A 17,607-nucleotide genomic window follows, 5' to 3' on the forward strand; every position below is an offset into this window, starting at 1 on the left:
GACGGTCGCATATCGGGCCGAAGGGGGCAAGCTCAGGCCCGTGTCAGGTGCAGCATTTCCGGCAGATCCGTCATTGACGTGAAGACCTCCGCCCCAAGCCCCGCCAACGCGACGCCATCGCCCTCGGGTGCGTATGCCAGGCAGCGCATTCTAGCGGCAATCGCGGCGCGCACGCCGGTCGGGCTGTCCTCGATCACGACGCAGGTTTCGGGCGGGACATCCCCCGCCGCGGTCAGGAACAATCGTGGGTCGGGCTTGGCCACGCCAAGCGTATGGGCCGAGAACACCGCGCCCTGAAACCGATGCCAAAGACCCGTCTGGCCAAGCGTTATCTGCATCTTTTCTTCGCTGCCATTGGACGCGACGCAATAAGGCACGCGGGCCGTGTCCAGCCGGTCAAGCAACTCCGGCACGCCCTTTGTCACCGGCGTCCCGTCACGCAGGGCGGCGTAAATCTCGGCATAGATGCCCGCCACCCAATCCGGCCCCAGGTCGGCCCCCGCCGCGCGCGCCACCTCGGCATTATTGGCCATCGTTCCGCCAACGAACATCGCGTGCGCGTCTGCCTCCGTCAGCGCCAGGCCGTGCCGCGCCAGGTTGGCGACCAGAACCCGCACCGCGATCACCTCGCTATCGACCAGCACGCCGTCGCAATCGAAGATCACCAGCTCCGGCCTACCCATCCGACAGCCCCGCGATCGTGATCACCGTGTCGCCATAGCGGCGCTGGTCCAGCAAGTCGCACCCTTCAGGCAGGACCGGCGGGCCGCTCTCCTCCCAGACGATCAACGCATCGGGCGCGATCCAGCCCCCCGCCAGCGCCGAGGCCAGCGCCTTTTCCCCCAGGCCCTTGCCATAGGGCGGGTCGAGGAAGATCAGGTCGAAGGCCGGTTGCTGCGCCTCGCCCAACCGGGTCGCGTCGCGGCGGAAAACCTTGGACACGCCTTGCGCCTGACACAGCCCGATATTCTCGCGCAAGAGCGCCCGTGCCGCCATGCCGTCATCGACGAAGCAGACAAAGCCTGCGCCACGCGACAGCGCCTCCAGCCCCAACGCGCCGGTGCCTGCGAAAAGATCCAGCACCCGCGCGCCGGTCACCGGATCGCCGTAGCCGCCATTCAGAAGCAGGTTGAAGAGGCTCTCGCGCACCCGGTCGCTGGTCGGCCTCAGATGCGCCCTGGCATCGCCCTTGCCGACCGAGGCCAGCGCCTTGCCCCGGTTGCGGCCCGCGATGATCCTCACGGCCGCAGCAGCGCCTTGAGCTCGGTCTCCGGGTCCGCCACAACCTCCGCCGCGGGGCTTTTCCCGGCCTCCAGCAGCCGCTTGCCCACCATGTAGGCGCGCGGATCGTTCATCGCGTCGACCGCCAGCAGCGTGTCGCCCGCGTAATACCAATGCGACACTGTCTGGCCCTCACCGGGCCGGACCACGACGCGATCATAGCCCGTGTTCAGTCCGGCAATCTGCAATTTCACATCATACTGATCGGACCAGAACCACGGGTGGGGCGCATAATCCTTCCCTGCCCCCAACATGTTGCTGGCCACGCATTCCGCCTGATCAATCGCGTTCTGCACCGATTCCAGCCGGATCCGGTTGCCCTTGTAAATCAGCGAGGCGCAATCGCCCGCGGCCCAGATCGACGGATCGGAGGTGCGCCCCTGCGCATCGGTGCGGATACCGTTCTCAACTACCAAGCCTGCCTCCTCCGCCAGCTCCGTCGCGGGTGCGATGCCGACACCGACGATGACCATGTCGAGCGCCAGCTTGGTGCCGTCCGACAGCACCGCGCCGGTGACGTGGTCCTCACCCACCAGCCGGTCCAGCCCGACGCCCTCGCGGATATCGACGCCGTGGGCGCGGTGCAGGTCGCGGAAATAGGCCGAGGTTTCGGGGCAGGCCACGCGTTGCAGGATACGCTCGGCCATCTCGACCAGCGTGACCGTCATGCCCATCTTGGCGCAGACCGAGGCCGCCTCCAGCCCGATATAGCCACCGCCGACGATCAGCACGCGCTTGCCCGTCGCGACACCGGGCGCCATCGCATCGACATCCGCCAGCCCACGCACCACATGCACGCCCTTCAGCCCGCCACCGATCGCATCGGGCAGGCGACGAGGGATCGACCCGGTGGTCAGGGCAAGCTGGTCATAGGGAATCTTGCGGTCGCCCACGGTCACGGTCCTGGCCTCCGGGTCGATGGATTTGGCGGCGCTGCTCAGCAGAAGCTCGATATTGTTGTCGGCGTAATAGGCCGAGGGGCGCAGGAACAGACGCTCAAGGTCCATCTCGCCGGTCAGGTATTTCTTGGACAGTGGCGGGCGCTGATAGGGCGGCGTGGGTTCCTCACCGATCAGCGTTATCTCCCCCTCGAACCCCTCGCTGCGCAGTTTCGCGACCAGCGACGATCCGGCCTGCCCGGCCCCGATAACCACAATATGAGACATAGCTTTCCCCGACCCCGTGCCTATGATGGCTTCAGCCCTAAGTTGATGACCATATGCACCATTTCCCGAAAGGATAAAACATGACAGTTGCCAAAGGCTCCACCCTGCCCGACGCCAACTTGATGCGCTTGGGCGCGGACGGCCCGGAAGAGGTCGCGCTCGGGCCGCTTGTGAAGGGCCGCAAGGTTGTCATCTTCGGCCTGCCCGGCGCCTATACCGGCGTCTGTTCCACCGCGCATGTGCCCAGTTTCATGCGCGCGCAGGCGGCCCTTGCCGCCAAGGGCGTCGAGGAGGTGATCTGCGTCTCGGTCAACGACCCCTTCGTGATGAAGGCCTGGGGCGAGGCGACGGGTGCGGCGGATGCGGGCATCACCATGCTGGCCGATCCCGGCGCGGGCTTCATCAAGGCGCTCGGCCTCGACTTCACCGCCCCGCCTGCTGGCCTCTATGACCGGTCGCAACGGTTTTCCATGCTGGTGGAAGACGGCGAGGTGACAGTGCTGAACATCGAGGACGGCCCCGGCGTCTGCGACCGCTCGGGCGGCGAGGCGCTGGCCGAACAGATGTGAGTTAAGTCTTGAACGAAAATGGCACCAGAACAGGTGCCATTTTCTTGTCGTTACCGCAATACCCGACCAATTGAGGGTCCGGCATTGGAACCTACAACGAGGCTGTTTCGCCCCTACGCCTCGACGTTGATCTGGGTCTGGGTCGGGAACGGAATGTCGATGCCGCCCGCGTCGAAGGCCTCTTTCACGGCGCGGGTAAGGTCGAACTTGAGGCCCCAGTAATCGCTGGCATCGCACCACACGCGCACGGTGAAATCGACCGAGCTGTCGCCGAGATTCGAGACCTTGACGAAGGGCTCCGGCTCCTGATGGGCGCGCGGGTCGGCGGTGATGCAGGACAGGATCGCGGTTTCGGCCTGTTTCAGGTCGGTGTCATAGGACACGCCGAAAACCAGGTCGCAACGGCGTTTGTCGTAATGCGAATAGTTGGTGATCGCGGACGAGAAGATATCGCCATTTGGCACGATGATCTTGACGTTGTCGGGCGTCGTCATCTCGGTATTGAACAGCGTGATCTCATCGACCGTGCCGCTTTCGCCGCCCGCGCTGATGTAGTCGCCCGCCTTGAAGGGCCGCAGCGCCACCAGCAGCACCCCGGCGGCGAGGTTCGACAGCGAGCCTTGCAGCGCCAGCCCGATGGCGAGGCCCGCGGCACCGATGATCGCGGCCAGCGAGGTTGTCTGGATGCCGAACCGGCCCAGGATGAAGACAACCGCCAGCGCCAGGATCGCGTAGCGCGCGACCGAGCCCAGGAAATGCGCCAGCGTCCGGTCAAAGCGCGCGTTGCGCTCCGACAGCTTGACGATGCGCGTGCGCACCCACCCGCTGAACCACAGCGCCACGATGGCGATGACAAGGGCCGTGATCGCGTTGATCGCCAGCGCGATGAAGAACTCCTGATCCATGGGTCGCGTCTCCTGTTGGCCTATTTTTCGGCCAGCGCGTCCATCTTGCGCGCCAGCTTTACGTCGCGGGCGCTTAACCCGTCCACGTCATGGCTGGCAAGGGTGACGTCCACATGTTTGTAGATATTGGACCATTCGGGATGGTGGTTCCACTTCTCGGACCAGATCGCCGCGCGGGTCATCCAGCCGAACGCATCGACGAAATTGCGGAAGGTGAACCGCTTGGTGATGGCATCGCGCCCGTCGACCATATCCCATCCGTTTTGCAGCAGCGGGGCCAGATCCTCCTTGCGCTCCTCGTCGCTCAACTTGTCGCTCATTCCTGTTCCTCCACATCCGGTTTGCGAAACGGCCCGTAGGAGGTGAGCACCTCGATCTCGTCCTCCATCGCGTCGCGTTCCGCCTCAAGGTAATTCGCCACCGCCTCCGAGAAGCCGGGATCGGCCAGCCAGTGCAGCGAATGGGTGGCCACCGGCAGATAGCCGCGCGCCAGCTTGTGATCGCCCTGCGCACCGGCCTCGACACGGGACAGACCGCACGCGATGGCGGCGTCGATGGCCTGATAATAGCACAGCTCGAAATGCAGGCAGGGGTGATGCTCGATGCAGCCCCAGTAGCGGCCGAAAAGCGCGTCGCGCCCGATGAAGTTGAGCGCGCCCGCGATCGGATGCCCGTCGCGCAACGCCAGCACCAGAAGCACATCGTCGCGCATCGTCTCCTGAACGATGTCGAAGAATCTGCGCGTCAGGTAAGGCTGCCCCCATTTGCGCGCGCCGGTATCCTGGTAGAAGGTCCAGAACGCATCCCAGTGCTCTGGCCGCAGGTCATCGCCGGTCAGGTTGACGATCTCGCCTCCGAACGCCTGCGCCTGCCGCCTCTCGCGCCGGATCGCCTTGCGCTTGCGCGAGGCGAGGCTGGCCAGGAACCCGTCGAAATCGGCATAGCCCCGGTTCATCCAGTGAAACTGCTGCGTGATGCGATGCAGGAGGCCCATCTGCGCGCCGCGCTCGGCCTCTTCCTCGGTGCAGAAGGTGACATGAACCGAAGAGAGCCCGCCATTCTCCGCCACCTGCACAGCGCCCTGAACCAGCCCCGCACGGCCCGCATCCTCCCATCCCGGACGGGTCAGGAACCGGCGCCCGGTGGCAGGAGTGAAGGGGACCGCGACTTGCAGCTTGGGGTAATATTGCCCGCCCGCGCGCTCGAACGCATGGGCCCAGTTGTGGTCGAAGATGTATTCGCCCTGGCTGTGCCCCTTGGCGTAAAGCGGGGCCGCGGCAATGACCTCGCCCCCCGCCCGCACCAGCAGGTAATGCGGCTGCCAGCCGGTGCCGGGTCCGACGGAACCGGATTGCTCCAGCGCGAAGAGAAACCGATAGGTGGTAAACGGGTCGGTCGGAGGGCCATCCGCCGCCTCGGGGCAGGCGCAGGCATCCCAATCGACCGGGTCGATATCGGCCAGGCTGGCATGGGCCGTCACCTCAAGTTGTGTTTCGCCATCCATCTCGGCTGCGGTCCTGTGCAAGGGCTGGTCAGGAAACAGATGGGGCGGATCGCGGCAGGATCAATGCGCAGCGATCGCACGGCGCGTCAGGGGCGAAAGCCCTCGAAGGTGATGTTATCGGCCTTGCCGCGCACGTCATCCGCTTCCTCGGGCGAGGTCACGGTCCAGCATAGGACCGGCACGCCGCGCCCGCGCAGCTCCTGCACCGCCTGATCGTCCAGGTCGTCCTTGTCATGGCTGATGAAGCTGGCCCCGACCCGGTCGAAATCGGCAATCGCGCGCAGCTGCTCCAGGCGTGCCTCACCCAGGGGCGCCCAGGCCGGGTGATCGTAGCCGCCGGTGACAAGGCCACGGGTCACGTCGGGGGCGGCCTCGGCCATCGCAGCGATGGAATGGGGGTTGAAGCTCATCACCGCGACGGGGCCGGCATAATGGTCCAGCATCTCGGCCACGGCGCGTTCCAGCACGCCATCGACCTCGCCCATGACGCGGGACTGGTCCTTGATCTCGATCAGCAGCGGCACCCGCCCCTCGACGACCTGCAAGGCGGCGTGCAGCGTCGGGATCGGCCGGTCGGTGCCGCGCAGCGGGATTTGCACCAGGTCCTCGGCGGGCATATCCGAGATTTCACCCCGCATGCCGGTCATGCGCTCAAGCTCATGGTCGTGGAACACCATCGGCACCCCGTCCGAGGACAGTTGCAGGTCGATCTCGACGCCATAGCCCGCATCGACCGCAACCTGGATCGCGCTCAGGCCGTTTTCCGGGCGTCCCGCGCCGGCATCATGCAGACCGCGATGCGCGATCGGCCGTTCGAGGAAGCGCTGGCGCAATGTCATGAGATCTGGAAAATGCCTTCGATTTCGACGGCAACGCCGAAGGGCAGCGACACGGCGGACACGGCGGATCGGCTGTGCCGCCCGGCATCGCCCAGGGCCTCGGCCAGGAAATCCGAGGCGCCATTGATGACGGCGGGCTGTTCGCCGAACTCGGGCGTCGAGTTGACGAAGCCGGTCAGCTTCACGACGCGTTGCAACCGGTCCAGGTCGCCGTCGCAGGCGGCCTTGACCTGCGCCAGCAGGCTGATCGCGCAGGTCCGCGCGGCCTGCGCGCCCTCGTTGGTTTCCATATCGGCCCCGAGCTTGCCGGTGATGAACCCGTCCGGCCCCATCGAGACCTGGCCCGAGACATAGAGCATGTCGCCCACCCGTACCGAGGGCACGTAATTGGCGGCGGGCGCGGGGGCGTCGGGCAGGGTCACGCCCATATCGGCGAGACGGGATTCAAACTGGCTCATTTCTCAGACACCTCGGCTGCGTTGCGAAAGTTGCGGCCACGTTACCCCGCGGGCCCGGTGCTGAAAAGCGCCGATCAGCTTTCCCGGAAGGCGCGGTTGAAATAATCCGTCAGCGGGCGCAGCAGATAGGCCATCGGGGTGCGGTCCTGGGTGCGGATATAGGCCTCGACCGGCATACCGGGCAGCAGGGTCTCACCCTCCAGCCGGTCGATCTCGCCGTCGCTCAAGACGATCTCGACTTCGAAATAGCTGACGCCGGTGGTCTCGTCGGTGAAGGCATCGGCCGAAACCTGGCTGACACGGCCCGCCAGTTCCGGCGTGGTGCGGGCGTCGAAGACCGGAAAGCGCAGCACGACGGTCTGGCCGACATAGACCTCATCGACATTGGTCGGGCTGATGCGCGCCGAGATCACCAGCGGGCGATCCTGCGGCACCAGGAACAGCACCGGTTCGGCGGCCTGCACCACCGAGCGCGTGCCGAAGACGCGGAGGCCGTAGACGATGCCGCCCACGGGCGCGCGGACCTCCATCTCGGACAATTGCCGCGACAGCGCGCGCTGGCGTTCGGCCAGTTCGGCCTCCTGCACCCGGACCTCGCGCAGCTCGGCGATGGCTTCCTCGCGGCGGGTGGTCTGCAATTGCAAGATCGCCAGCTCGATCTCGGTGATCCGCCCCTCGGACTCGGCGGCGCTGGCCTCAAGCTCTCCGAGAGTGCCCAGAAGCCGCGCATTCTCGCGCCGCAGGGACAGCGCGCGGGTGGCCTCGGTGAGGCCGCGATCGACCAGGTTCTGCACGTTGACAAGTTCCTCGGTGACCAGGTCCTGCTGTTCCTCCAATGCGACACGCTGTGCGGCGATCCCGCCGATCTGCGCCCGGATCTGATCGGCGCGGCGGCCCAACTGGTCGATCTCCTGCGCCAATGTCTCACGACGCGCCTCGAAGAGGTTGCGCTGCCCCTCCAGCACCTCGCGCAGGTCGTCATTGCCCTCGGCGGCCTCCACGACATCGGCGGGGAACACCACCTCCTCCAGCCCGTCGCGTTCGGCCACAAGCCGGGCACGGCGGGCGCGCCATTCGGCATATTGCGCGTTGACCACGGCCAGGTTGGACTGGATGACCGAGCCGTCGAGGCGCAGCATGATATCGCCCTCGGCCACCAACTGCCCCTCATCGACCATCAGCGCGGCGACGACGCCCCCCTCGGGGTGTTGCACCGCCTGCCGGTTCTGGTCGACCTCGATCTGGCCCGGTGCCACGATCGCGCCCGCGATGTTCGAGAACATGGACCAGGCCCCGAAGCCACCGACCAGCAGCAAGAGCGTCGCCATCCCCAGAAGCATCGGCCAGCGCACCGACCAGGCCTTTTGCGGCGTATCCCCTGACATCAGCTTATCCCCCCCGGTCTTGGTCCCTCACCATTCGGGCCGGTCACCTGATCATGATTGGACAGCACCTTGCGCAGCACCTCGTCACGCGGCCCGAACGCCTTGGGCAGGCCGCCATCCAGCACCAGAAGCATGTCGCATTCGGCAATCGCGGCGGGACGGTGGGCCATGATCAGGACCGATTTGCCCTCGGCCTTCATGGTGCGGATCGCGGTGTTCAGGGCCTCGCTGCCCTCATGGTCGAGGTTCGAGTTCGGTTCATCCAGCACCAGCAGGACCGGATCGCCATAAAGCGCGCGGGCCAGGCCGACCCGCTGGATCTGCCCGCCCGAGAGCCGCCCGCCATCAGAGGACATCCGCGTGTCATAGCCGTTGACCTGTTCGCGGATCATCCGGTCGGCGGCGGCCTTGCGCGCGGCGGCGACGACGTTTTCGGGGTCCGGATCCTCGTCCAGCCGGGCGATATTCTCGGCCAGGGTGCCATCGAACAGGGTCACGCTCTGCGGCAGGTAGCCGATCAGGCGGCCCAGGATATCGGGGTCATATTGGTCCAGCGTTGCGCCATCCAGCCGCACCTGCCCCCCGGCGGGTGGCCAGACCCCGGTGAGCGCACGGGCCAGCGTGGATTTCCCCGCCCCCGATGTGCCGATCACGCCCACGGCCTGCCCCGGCAGCACCTTGAACGTCACCCCGCGCAGCGTGGCCTGTTGCGCGCCCGGCGGCACCACCGACAACTGGTTGACCTCCAACAGCGCGTTCGGGCGCGGCAGCGGCAGGCGGACAGGTTCGGGGCGCACAAAGGTCAGAAGCTCCTGCAACCTGCGCCATCCGGTGCGGGCGCGCGCGACGCTCTGCCATTGGCCGATCACCATCTCGATCGGGGCCAGCGCGCGGCCCAGAAGGATCGAGCCCGCGATCATCGCGCCCGCCGACAATTCGCCGCGCAGCACCAGCCACGCCCCGAGGCCGAGCATCGCCGATTGCAGGAACAGCCGCAGCGTCTTGGTCAGGGTGGTGTAGCCGCCGACCCGATCCGACGCCTCCATGCCCCGCCCCAGGGCCTGCGCGCGCAGTTTCTGCCACCTTGACAGCGCCGCGCCCTGCATCCCGAGCGAGCGCAGAAGCTCACTGTCCGATTGCAGCCGCGTGGCCATCCGGTCGGCATGCAGCGCCGCACCCTGCGCCTCGGCCAGCGGCTGCGCCGACCGCGCCTGGTTGAGCAGCGCAATCAGAACCAGGAGCACGCCGCCCCCCATCGCCAGCCAGCCGAGCCAGGGGTGGAAGATGAAGATCGCGGCCAGGAAAACGGGCGTCCACGGCATGTCGAAGATCGCCAGGAAGATGGGCGAGGCCATCAGTTTCTGGATCGACTCCAGATCCGCCAGCCCGGTCTGCGCGCCCCCGCGGCGCGCGGCCTGTGTCAGCGCGGCCCGGAACACGCGGCTGTCCATCTGGTCCTGGAACCGCGCCCCGACGCGCGCCGCAACGCGGCCCCGCGCGTAATCCAGCAGGCCCATCATCAGGAACAGGAACGTCACCAGGAGCGACAGCGCCAACAACGTCTCCTCGGAGCCGGACCCGAGCACCCGGTCATAGACCTGCAACATGAACAGCGGGCCGGTCAGCATCAGCAGGTTGGTGAACATGCTGAAGATAAATACCGCCCAAAGCAGCCCGGAATTCCTGCGCCGCACCTCGCGCAGCTCCTGTGAAGGCGTCACACCGATTGACGTCATCGTCCCGCTCATTCCCCCAAGGGCGGTCTCCCGCCCCTTGTGGCGGGCCATTCCCCGCCGGTTGTTGACAGCCCTGCCACACACTATACCTGAAATGCGGGCCGGGTGGATTCGGCTCTGGCGTTGTCCCCGCATCCTACGGTGTAACGGCCTAACCCGATTAACCTACGAAAGCATTGACGGATACTCCATTGTTTCATTCCGGTCCAGTTCGACACATGAAGACGGCCCTTGCCGCGACGTTTCTGGCAGGTCTTGCGGCCTGCGGCCCCGCCACGCTGCCCGGCGAGGGTGTCATCAACGACCCCTCCGAGGTACAGAACCGCGAGGTTCATGCCTTCAACGTCGCCGTTGACCGCGCCATCGTGCGGCCCCTGTCGGTGGGGGCGGGCAATGCGGTGCCGGAACCGGTGCGCCAGGGCATCGGCAATTTCGCCGACAACCTTGATCAGCCGCGCTACGTGCTGAACAACCTGTTGCAACTGCGCATTGACGACGCGCTGGCCAACACGTTCCGCTTCGCGATCAACTCCACCGTTGGTCTCGGCGGTTTGCTGGATCCGGCCTCGGGGATCGGCCTGCACGCAGAGGCCACCGATTTCGGCGAGACGCTGCATGTCTGGGGCGCGCCCGAAGGGGCCTATGTGGTGCTGCCGGTCCTGGGCCCCTCCACCAGCCGCGACACGGTGGGCTTTGTCGTCGATCGCGCCATGAACCCGGTGCGCTTCTTCGTCGAGCCGCCCGAAAGCTATTATGCCACGGCCGCGGGCATTGGCGGCGCGCTCAACACGCGCTACCGCTTTTCCGACACCATCGACGAGCTCTACTATGAAAGCGCCGATGGCTATGCCGCCGCACGCATCCTGTATCTGTCCAACCGCCGGTTCGAGCTGCGCGGCGAGGCGCAGGACGACTATTTCGACCCCTATACCGATACGTATGAGGATCCCTATGCTCAATAAGATCACCCCGACCCGCCGTGCCTTCCTGGGCCTGATGGGCGGTGCCGCGGCGCTGGCCGCGATGCCCACGCAACTCATCGCGCAATCCGTGAACGCCGCGCGCGCGCTGGTCGATGCACTGCTGGTCGATCTCTATGCGCTGATCAATGCGGGCCGCTCCACCAGCCAACTCTATTCGGATTTCGAAACCCTGCTGAACCGCTATGCCGACCTGCCGATCATCGCGCAGACCGTGATGGGCGTCGATTGGCGACGGGCCTCGAACGCGCAGCGCAGCGACTTCATCACCGCCTTTCGCAGCTATATCGCCCGCAAATACGGCAGCCGCTTCCAGGAGTTGATCGGCGGCACGTTCGAGATCACCGGCGCGCGCCAGATCCGCAATTTCATCGAGGTGACGACCACCGCCAACCTGCGCAACGAGGCCCCGTTCGAGGTGATCTGGCTGGTCTCCAGCGGTTCGGGGCAGCTCAAGTTCTTCAACCTGGTGATCGAGGGCATCAACCTGCAAACCACCGAACGGCAGGAGATCGGCGCGATGCTGGACCGCAACGGCGGCAATATCGACGCCATGATCGCCGATCTGCGCAACGCAAGCTGACCCTTCGGCCCGCGCATCCCGTCGAGGGCCATGCCCTCCCCTGTCCCGGACCCGCCCAAAGATGAGCGCCGCCCCGATCGCCTATCGTCATGAGCTCGACGGGCTGCGCGCCATCGCGGTGCTGGCGGTGCTTGGCTACCACGCGGGCTATAACGATGTCGCGGGCGGGTTCATCGGCGTCGACGTGTTCCTTGTCCTCTCGGGCTACCTGATCACGCAACAGATCATGATCGGGCTGGATGCGGGCGGGTTCGCGCCGCTGCGCTTCTGGCTGCGCCGCGCCCGCCGCCTCCTGCCCGCGATGGTGCCGGTGCTGGCCTTCGCCCTGGTCGCCGCGCTGATCCTCAAGGGCGACGGGGCCTTCGCCGATTTCGCGGGTCATTTCCTGAGCGCCGGGTTCTTCTATTCCAACTACCAGTTCGCTTCCGAGGCCGGCTATTTCGCCCGCGCCAGCGATACCAACCTGCTCTTGCACACCTGGTCGCTGTCGCTGGAATGGCAATTCTACCTGATCATGCCGCCACTGCTGATGATCCTTCACCGGTTCGGGCGCGACGCCACCATCCTCGGGCTCATCGCGATTTCCGCAGCATCGCTGGCCTATTCCGAGATCCTGATCCGCGCGGGCAATGCCAACTGGGCCTTCTATGCCACTCCGCCCCGGTTCTGGGAATTCGCGGCGGGCGGTGTTGTCGCCCTGCTGCCCCGGCTTGCGCTTCCCTTCGCCGGCCCGCTCCTGCGCGGCGCGGGCCTCGCGCTGATCTTCTGGATGATCCTCGCCTATGCCGGCGGTCCTTTTCCGGGCCTTGGCGCGGGGCTGCCCGTCCTGGGCACGCTGATCATCCTGATCGCGCCCGAATCCCCGCGCGACCCGCTGCGCCTGATGCTGTCGTGGCGCTGGATGCAATGGGTCGGGCAGCGCTCCTACGCGATCTACCTCATTCACTGGCCGCTGATGGTGGCGATCACGCCCTCCGAGATGAACCAATCCGAAGGCATCCTGACCGTCGCGATCCCGGTCTCGATCCTGCTTGGCCACCTGATCTACCGCTTTGCCGAGACGCCGGTGCGCACCGGGTCAGGGTTCCGCGAAAGCCGCGCGATCCTGCGCCACGGCACGCTCACCCTGGCCGTGATCGCCGCCATCGGCCTCGCCCTGCCGACCGCCGCGGTGCTGGCCTTGCGCGAGGCCCTGCCGCTGTCCACGACCCGCGCAACAATCACCCAGATCGACCGGGCCCGCGCGGATTACCTCGATCTGCAAGACCGGATCAGCGCGGGCGACATGCCCAATGCCCGCTATTGCAGTTTCGACGACATCGCCAGCACCGACGCGATGCTTGCCTGCCTGACCGACCCAACGACCCCCGAGGACACCGTGCTGCTGATCGGCGACAGCCACGGGCGCGACGTGCTGGCCGCCATGCTCATGGCCTATCCGGGCCAGCATGTCACGATGCTGCATCAATCCTCCTGCGTGCCCGCCACCTATATCCGGGGCCGGTCGCTGTGCTTCGATGCGCTGGATCGGATCATCGAGACACTGGCCGCGCGCGGCGCCCTGCCGCCGGTGATCCTCGCCGCGCGCTGGTGGCAGGGCGAGCATGAAAACGTCTCGGCCACCCTGGCGACGCTGGACGCGGTCGATGCCGATACCCTCGTGATCGGCCCCGGCCCGACCTTCGCCAGCCCGATGGAGACCCACGCCACCGAGGCCGGGTTCGCGGGCACCACCCTGCGCGCCCTGGCGCCGCTCGGGCCCGAGAGTTTCGCCTTCGACATCGCCGCGACCTCCGCCGATCTGGCCGCGCGCGCGGCCTCTCGCGGCGCGGAGTTCCTCGACCGCTACGCGATGGTCTGCACCGGGGGCGCTTGCCCGGTCTTCGATGGTGCCACCGGCCCGATCCTCTATTTCGACGAACAACATCTCAGCCCCGCGGGGCTGGCATGGTTCGCCGCGATGCTGGAGGACACGGAGTTGAGCGCCTTCCTCGAACGTTAGCGGGACAGGCGCTCGGTCGACCGAGCGCGAGAGCGGCCCGTCGACGGGCCGTCCCCTTCCCCGTCCTAGTTGCCGCCCAACAACTGCCGCAAGAACCCGCCAAGGCCCTGGTCCGGCTCACCGGGCTCGTTGCCGGGCAGGCGGATGCCCTGCGGCTCCTCGGGCGGGCGTGCCTCGGCCACCGGGTCGATCATCGGCAGGGGGCGCGGTGGCAACCCGTCATGGACGCGCTCCATCGTCTGGCGCCAGATCTCGGCGGGCAAACCGCCGCCCGTGATGCCGGAGAGGGACCGGTTGTCGTCATATCCGATCCAGACACCGGCGACGTAATCCGCCGTGAACCCGACGAACCAGGCATCCCGCAAGGCCGATGTGGTGCCGGTCTTGCCCGCCACGGGCCGATCCTCCAGCGCCGCGCGTCGACCGGTGCCATTGGCCACGACCTGCGCCATCATGTAGGTCAGCTGCCGCGCCGCCGCCTCCGAGATCACACGCTCGCGGATACCGCCGCCCTGCCCGATCATCGGCTCGCTGTCGCCAAGAAGGCGCAGGTCGATGAGACCGTAGGGCGTCACCGCCGAGCCGCCGTTGAGGATCCCCGCATAGGCCCCCGTCATCTCGATCAGGGTGCTTTCCGACGCGCCAAGCGCCAGCGCGGGACCGGCGGCCAGGTCGCTTTCGATGCCGAATTGCGAGGCCACCGTGCGCACGAGATCGCGGCCCACGGCCTCGGACAGGCGGACGGCGGGGATGTTCAGCGAATGCTGCAACGCCGCGGTCAACGTCACCTCCCCCCGGAATCGCCGGTCGTAATTGACCGGTGAATAGGGGCCGGAGCCCGGCACGTTGATCGTCAGCGGCTCATCCATGATCATGTCGTCGAAGCGCCAGCCCAGGTCCAGCGCGGTGGCGTAGACAAAGGGCTTGAAGGCCGATCCTGTCTGCCGCATCGCCATCGTCGCGCGGTTGAAGAGGCCGGTGCCGGACTCGCGCCCGCCCACCATGGCGCGCACCGATCCATCCGCCGACATCACCACGATGGCCGCCTCCGCATCCGACCCCTCACTCGCCTGGTTGGCGAAGACCTCGGCCAGCGCGGCCTCGGCGGCCTCCTGCATGCGCGGGTCGAAGGTCGTGCGCACGATCACGTCTTCGGTCGTGTCCGTGGTCAGGAAATCGGGGCCCTGCGTCATGATCCAATCGGCGAAATAACCGCCCGCGCGCGCCTCTGCCGCGTCGGAGAGGACCGCCGGATCATTCCGCGCCGCCTCGGCCTCGGCCTCTGTCAGATAGCCCTCGGCCGCCATCAGGCCCAACACGACCGCCGCGCGATCCTGGCTGCGTTGCAGGTTGGTCGTGGGCGCAAAACGCGAGGGCGCCGTCAGCAAGCCGGCCAGCATGGCGCTTTGCTGCGGATTCGCCTCGGCCGCGGAACGGCCGAAATAGCGCTGCATCGCGGCCTCGACCCCGTAGGCGCCGGCCCCCAGATAGGCCCGGTTGAGATAGATCGTCAGGATCTCGTCCTTGGTATAGCGCAGTTCCATCGCCAGCGAGAAGGGGATCTCGGCGATCTTGCGCCACAAGGACGAGCGGCGGCAATCGGCCTCATACTCGGCCTCGGATTCCCATTCCGCCGCGTCGTACTGCACGCCCAGGCACATCAGCTTCGCCACCTGCTGCGTGATGGTGGACCCGCCATGCCCCTCCAGCGGCCCGCGCCCTTCGCTCAGGTTGATGCGGATGGCGGACGCGATACCGCGCGGGGAAATCCCCCAATGGCGATAGAACCGCCGATCCTCTGTCGCCACCACGGCATTCACCAGGTGCGGCGAGATCGAGGTCGGGTCGCCCATGCCGCCGAACTGCTCGCCGCGCCAGGCAAAGACATTGCCATCGCGATCCAGCATCGTGACGGAGCCGCGCTGGCGGCCGTCGATCACCTCGCCGAGTGGGGGCAGGGTCGTGTACATATAGGCCGTGGCGACGCCCAGGATCAGCAGAACCGCCAGCGTCCCGCGCCACAGAAAGCCGAAGATCAGCCGCAAGACAAAGCGCAAGACACGCCCGAAAAAGCCCAGAATGCCGCGGCGCCGGGCGGGGGCCTTGCGCCGCGTTGTCTTGCGCCTGCGTGTTTGCGCCGGCTTGGCGGGCGTGGTGCTGTTGCGCCGATCCGCCACCAGACGCCTGCCGCCCTGGCCCCGCCGCCCGCGATTTCCCGAATTGCTCATTCTCTAAACCTGCTCGTCATTTTGGGTCACCATAAGCGGTTTCGACCGCTTTGTGGAGAGGCGATGCCGCAGCGCGGAATTTCAAACCTGCCTGTTTTTCGGGCGTTCTGCCACAAAGGTGCGAAAATTGTGCGATTCAGGGCGAATCCGCCCCGGCCCGATGCCCGGTTTCATTCCCATTTCCGGTCTCCCGCGCTCTTTCTTGCCTCATTCCGCCAACCCCGGCGGTCCATGAACCACAAGAAGGTGCAAAGGCGTGAAACTCATCATCGCAGCAATCAAACCTTTCAAGCTGGAGGAGGTCCGCGAGGCGCTGACCGAGATCGGCGTGCGCGGCATGATGGTCTCGGAGGTCAAGGGCTTCGGGGCCCAGTCCGGCCATACCGAGATCTATCGCGGCGCGGAATATGCCGTGAACTACGTGCCCAAGACCAAGCTGGAACTTGTCGTCCCCGAGGGGCTGGCCGACCAGGCGGTCGAGACCATCCGCAAGACCGCCGAAACCGGCAAGATCGGCGATGGCAAGATCTTCGTGCTCGACGTGGCGCAGGCCATGCGGGTGCGCACCGGAGAAACCAATGAGAACGCGATCTGATGCGCAAGGAACCCCTCGATATGATACTGAAACCCCTCCCCCTGGCCGCCGCGCTGACCGTGTTTCCGGTCGCCGCCTTCGCCAATGAAGCGCCGTCCTCGTTCGAGGATGTGGGCTATATTCTCACCACGCTCCTGTTCCTGATCGGCGGCTTCCTCGTCTTCTGGATGGCGGCGGGTTTTGCCATGCTGGAGGCCGGTCTCGTCCGCTCCAAGAACGTGGCGATGCAACTGACCAAGAACATCGCCCTCTTCTCCATCGCCGCCGTGATGTACTGGCTGGTGGGCTACGGCGTCATGTATCCCGGCGACTGGCTGATCGACGGTGTCATGGGCCCGCTCTTCCAGGTCACCTCGCTCGAGCCCGTGGGCGTCGGCGCCGATGGCACGTCGGTCGACTACGCGTCCGCCGGGTCGGACTTCTTCTTTCAGCTGATGTTCGCCGCCACCGCCGCGTCGATCGTGTCCGGCACCCTGGCCGAGCGCATCAAGCTCTGGCCGTTCCTCGCCTTCGTCGTGGTCCTGACCGGCCTGATCTACCCGATCGAGGCGTCCTGGCAGTGGGGCGGCGGCTGGTTGGCTGAGGCCGGTTTCTCCGATTTCGCGGGCTCGACCCTGGTTCATGCCACAGGCGGATTCGCGGCGCTGGCCGGTGTGCTGGTGCTCGGGCCGAGGCTTGGCAAGTACAAGGATGGCCGCGTCAACCCGATGCCCGGCTCGAACCTGGCGCTGGCCACGCTCGGCACGTTCATCCTGTGGCTCGGCTGGTTCGGCTTCAACGGCGCATCGCAGCTTGCCATGGGCACGATCTCGGACGTGGCCGACGTGAGCCGCATCTTCGCCAACACGAACATGGCGGCGGCCGCGGGGGCGATCGTGGCGCTGGTCATGACGCAGCTGATCTTCGGCAAGGCGGACCTGACCATGGTGCTGAACGGCGCGCTGGCGGGCCTCGTCTCGATCACCGCCGAGCCGCTGACGCCGTCGCTGTTCCAGGCGCTGCTGATCGGCGGTGTCGGCGGGGCCATCGTGGTCTTCGCGGTTCCGGCCCTTGACCGGATGAAGATCGACGACGTGGTCGGCGCGATCCCGGTGCACCTTCTGGCGGGCCTCTGGGGCACCCTGATCGTGCCCTGGACCAACCCGGCCGCGTCCTTCGCCATCCAGATCATGGGCATGGCCGCCATCGGCGCCTTCGTCTTCGTGGTCAGCCTGGCTGTCTTCATCGTGATCCGCGCCATCTTCGGGCTGCGGGTGGATGAGGAGGACGAGATCACCGGCCTCGACATGGCAGAGCTCGGCATGGAGGCCTATCCGGAGTTCTCGGACGCCTGAATACCCAAATGGAAGGGCACCCCTGCCGGGTGCCCTTCTTCA

At 66.5% G+C, this 17,607-nt stretch carries 17 protein-coding genes; 6 read left to right on the forward strand and 11 right to left on the reverse strand.

Annotated elements, in window-relative coordinates:
- Window positions 1-32: 32 nt before the first annotated feature.
- The 3 genes from HNS34_RS11740 to HNS34_RS11750 are packed head-to-tail and all read right to left on the reverse strand — an operon-like array spanning window position 33 to window position 2,447.
- On the reverse strand, window positions 33-683 hold the full coding sequence (locus HNS34_RS11740; protein ID WP_172320263.1) for an HAD family hydrolase: 651 nt from the start codon (window positions 681-683) through the stop codon (window positions 33-35).
- Window positions 676-1,242: a 16S rRNA (guanine(966)-N(2))-methyltransferase RsmD gene (rsmD, locus tag HNS34_RS11745; protein WP_172320264.1), complete on the reverse strand. Its 567-nt coding sequence runs from the start codon at window positions 1,240-1,242 to the stop codon at window positions 676-678. The genes HNS34_RS11740 and rsmD overlap by 8 nt, the downstream gene beginning before the upstream one ends.
- Window positions 1,239-2,447 (reverse strand): NAD(P)/FAD-dependent oxidoreductase, encoded by a 1,209-nt coding sequence (locus HNS34_RS11750; protein WP_172320265.1) that lies wholly within the window; start codon window positions 2,445-2,447, stop codon window positions 1,239-1,241. Before HNS34_RS11750 ends, rsmD begins: the two co-directional genes overlap by 4 nt.
- Window positions 2,448-2,527: 80 nt before the next feature.
- Between HNS34_RS11750 and HNS34_RS11755 the strand changes: the two genes are divergently transcribed.
- Window positions 2,528-3,016, forward strand: a complete 489-nt coding sequence (locus HNS34_RS11755; protein WP_172320266.1) for a peroxiredoxin — start codon at window positions 2,528-2,530, stop codon at window positions 3,014-3,016.
- Between the two features lie 113 nt (window positions 3,017-3,129).
- Here the strand turns inward: HNS34_RS11755 and HNS34_RS11760 are convergent, their stop codons facing one another.
- The 7 genes from HNS34_RS11760 to HNS34_RS11790 all read right to left on the reverse strand — a co-directional run bounded on the left by HNS34_RS11760 (window position 3,130) and on the right by HNS34_RS11790 (window position 9,843).
- Entirely contained in the window at window positions 3,130-3,921 is a 792-nt protein-coding gene (locus HNS34_RS11760) for a mechanosensitive ion channel family protein (RefSeq protein WP_172320267.1), read from the reverse strand.
- Window positions 3,922-3,941: 20 nt separating this feature from the next.
- On the reverse strand, window positions 3,942-4,241 hold the full coding sequence (locus HNS34_RS11765) for a 4a-hydroxytetrahydrobiopterin dehydratase (RefSeq protein ID WP_172320268.1): 300 nt from the start codon (window positions 4,239-4,241) through the stop codon (window positions 3,942-3,944).
- A complete protein-coding gene (locus HNS34_RS11770) occupies window positions 4,238-5,425 on the reverse strand; it encodes a GNAT family N-acetyltransferase (RefSeq protein ID WP_172320269.1) in 1,188 nt (395 codons plus the stop codon). Before HNS34_RS11770 ends, HNS34_RS11765 begins: the two co-directional genes overlap by 4 nt.
- Before the next feature lie 86 nt (window positions 5,426-5,511).
- A complete protein-coding gene (locus HNS34_RS11775; protein ID WP_172320270.1) occupies window positions 5,512-6,264 on the reverse strand; it encodes a glycerophosphodiester phosphodiesterase family protein in 753 nt (250 codons plus the stop codon).
- A complete protein-coding gene (locus tag HNS34_RS11780) occupies window positions 6,261-6,722 on the reverse strand; it encodes a RidA family protein (RefSeq protein WP_172320271.1) in 462 nt (153 codons plus the stop codon). Before HNS34_RS11780 ends, HNS34_RS11775 begins: the two co-directional genes overlap by 4 nt.
- Before the next feature lie 74 nt (window positions 6,723-6,796).
- Complete coding sequence (locus HNS34_RS11785; RefSeq protein WP_172320272.1) at window positions 6,797-8,107, reverse strand: HlyD family type I secretion periplasmic adaptor subunit; 1,311 nt, start codon at window positions 8,105-8,107, stop codon at window positions 6,797-6,799.
- Window positions 8,107-9,843 (reverse strand): type I secretion system permease/ATPase, encoded by a 1,737-nt coding sequence (locus HNS34_RS11790; protein WP_172320273.1) that lies wholly within the window; start codon window positions 9,841-9,843, stop codon window positions 8,107-8,109. The genes HNS34_RS11785 and HNS34_RS11790 overlap by 1 nt, the downstream gene beginning before the upstream one ends.
- A gap of 218 nt (window positions 9,844-10,061) precedes the next feature.
- On the opposite strand from HNS34_RS11790, the gene HNS34_RS11795 reads away from it, so the two are divergent.
- From HNS34_RS11795 to HNS34_RS11805, 3 genes are all read left to right on the forward strand, one after another.
- A complete protein-coding gene (locus HNS34_RS11795) occupies window positions 10,062-10,805 on the forward strand; it encodes an MlaA family lipoprotein (protein ID WP_172320274.1) in 744 nt (247 codons plus the stop codon).
- Window positions 10,795-11,406, forward strand: a complete 612-nt coding sequence (locus HNS34_RS11800; protein WP_172320275.1) for an MlaC/ttg2D family ABC transporter substrate-binding protein — start codon at window positions 10,795-10,797, stop codon at window positions 11,404-11,406. The genes HNS34_RS11795 and HNS34_RS11800 overlap by 11 nt, the downstream gene beginning before the upstream one ends.
- Window positions 11,407-11,467: 61 nt before the next feature.
- On the forward strand, window positions 11,468-13,408 hold the full coding sequence (locus tag HNS34_RS11805; protein ID WP_172320276.1) for an acyltransferase family protein: 1,941 nt from the start codon (window positions 11,468-11,470) through the stop codon (window positions 13,406-13,408).
- Between the two features lie 65 nt (window positions 13,409-13,473).
- On the opposite strand, the gene HNS34_RS11810 is transcribed toward HNS34_RS11805, so the two are convergent.
- Window positions 13,474-15,636 (reverse strand): transglycosylase domain-containing protein, encoded by a 2,163-nt coding sequence (locus HNS34_RS11810; RefSeq protein ID WP_172320277.1) that lies wholly within the window; start codon window positions 15,634-15,636, stop codon window positions 13,474-13,476.
- Between the two features lie 256 nt (window positions 15,637-15,892).
- Here HNS34_RS11810 and HNS34_RS11815 point away from each other — a divergent pair, with 256 nt between their 5' ends.
- Window positions 15,893-16,231 (forward strand): P-II family nitrogen regulator, encoded by a 339-nt coding sequence (locus HNS34_RS11815; protein WP_172320278.1) that lies wholly within the window; start codon window positions 15,893-15,895, stop codon window positions 16,229-16,231.
- Window positions 16,232-16,251: 20 nt separating this feature from the next.
- On the forward strand, window positions 16,252-17,565 hold the full coding sequence (locus HNS34_RS11820) for an ammonium transporter (RefSeq protein WP_172320279.1): 1,314 nt from the start codon (window positions 16,252-16,254) through the stop codon (window positions 17,563-17,565).
- The last annotated feature ends 42 nt before the right edge of the window (window positions 17,566-17,607 follow it).

The organism is Alterinioella nitratireducens, from assembly GCF_013155465.1.
In the GTDB taxonomy this organism is placed as follows: domain Bacteria; phylum Pseudomonadota; class Alphaproteobacteria; order Rhodobacterales; family Rhodobacteraceae; genus Alterinioella; species Alterinioella nitratireducens.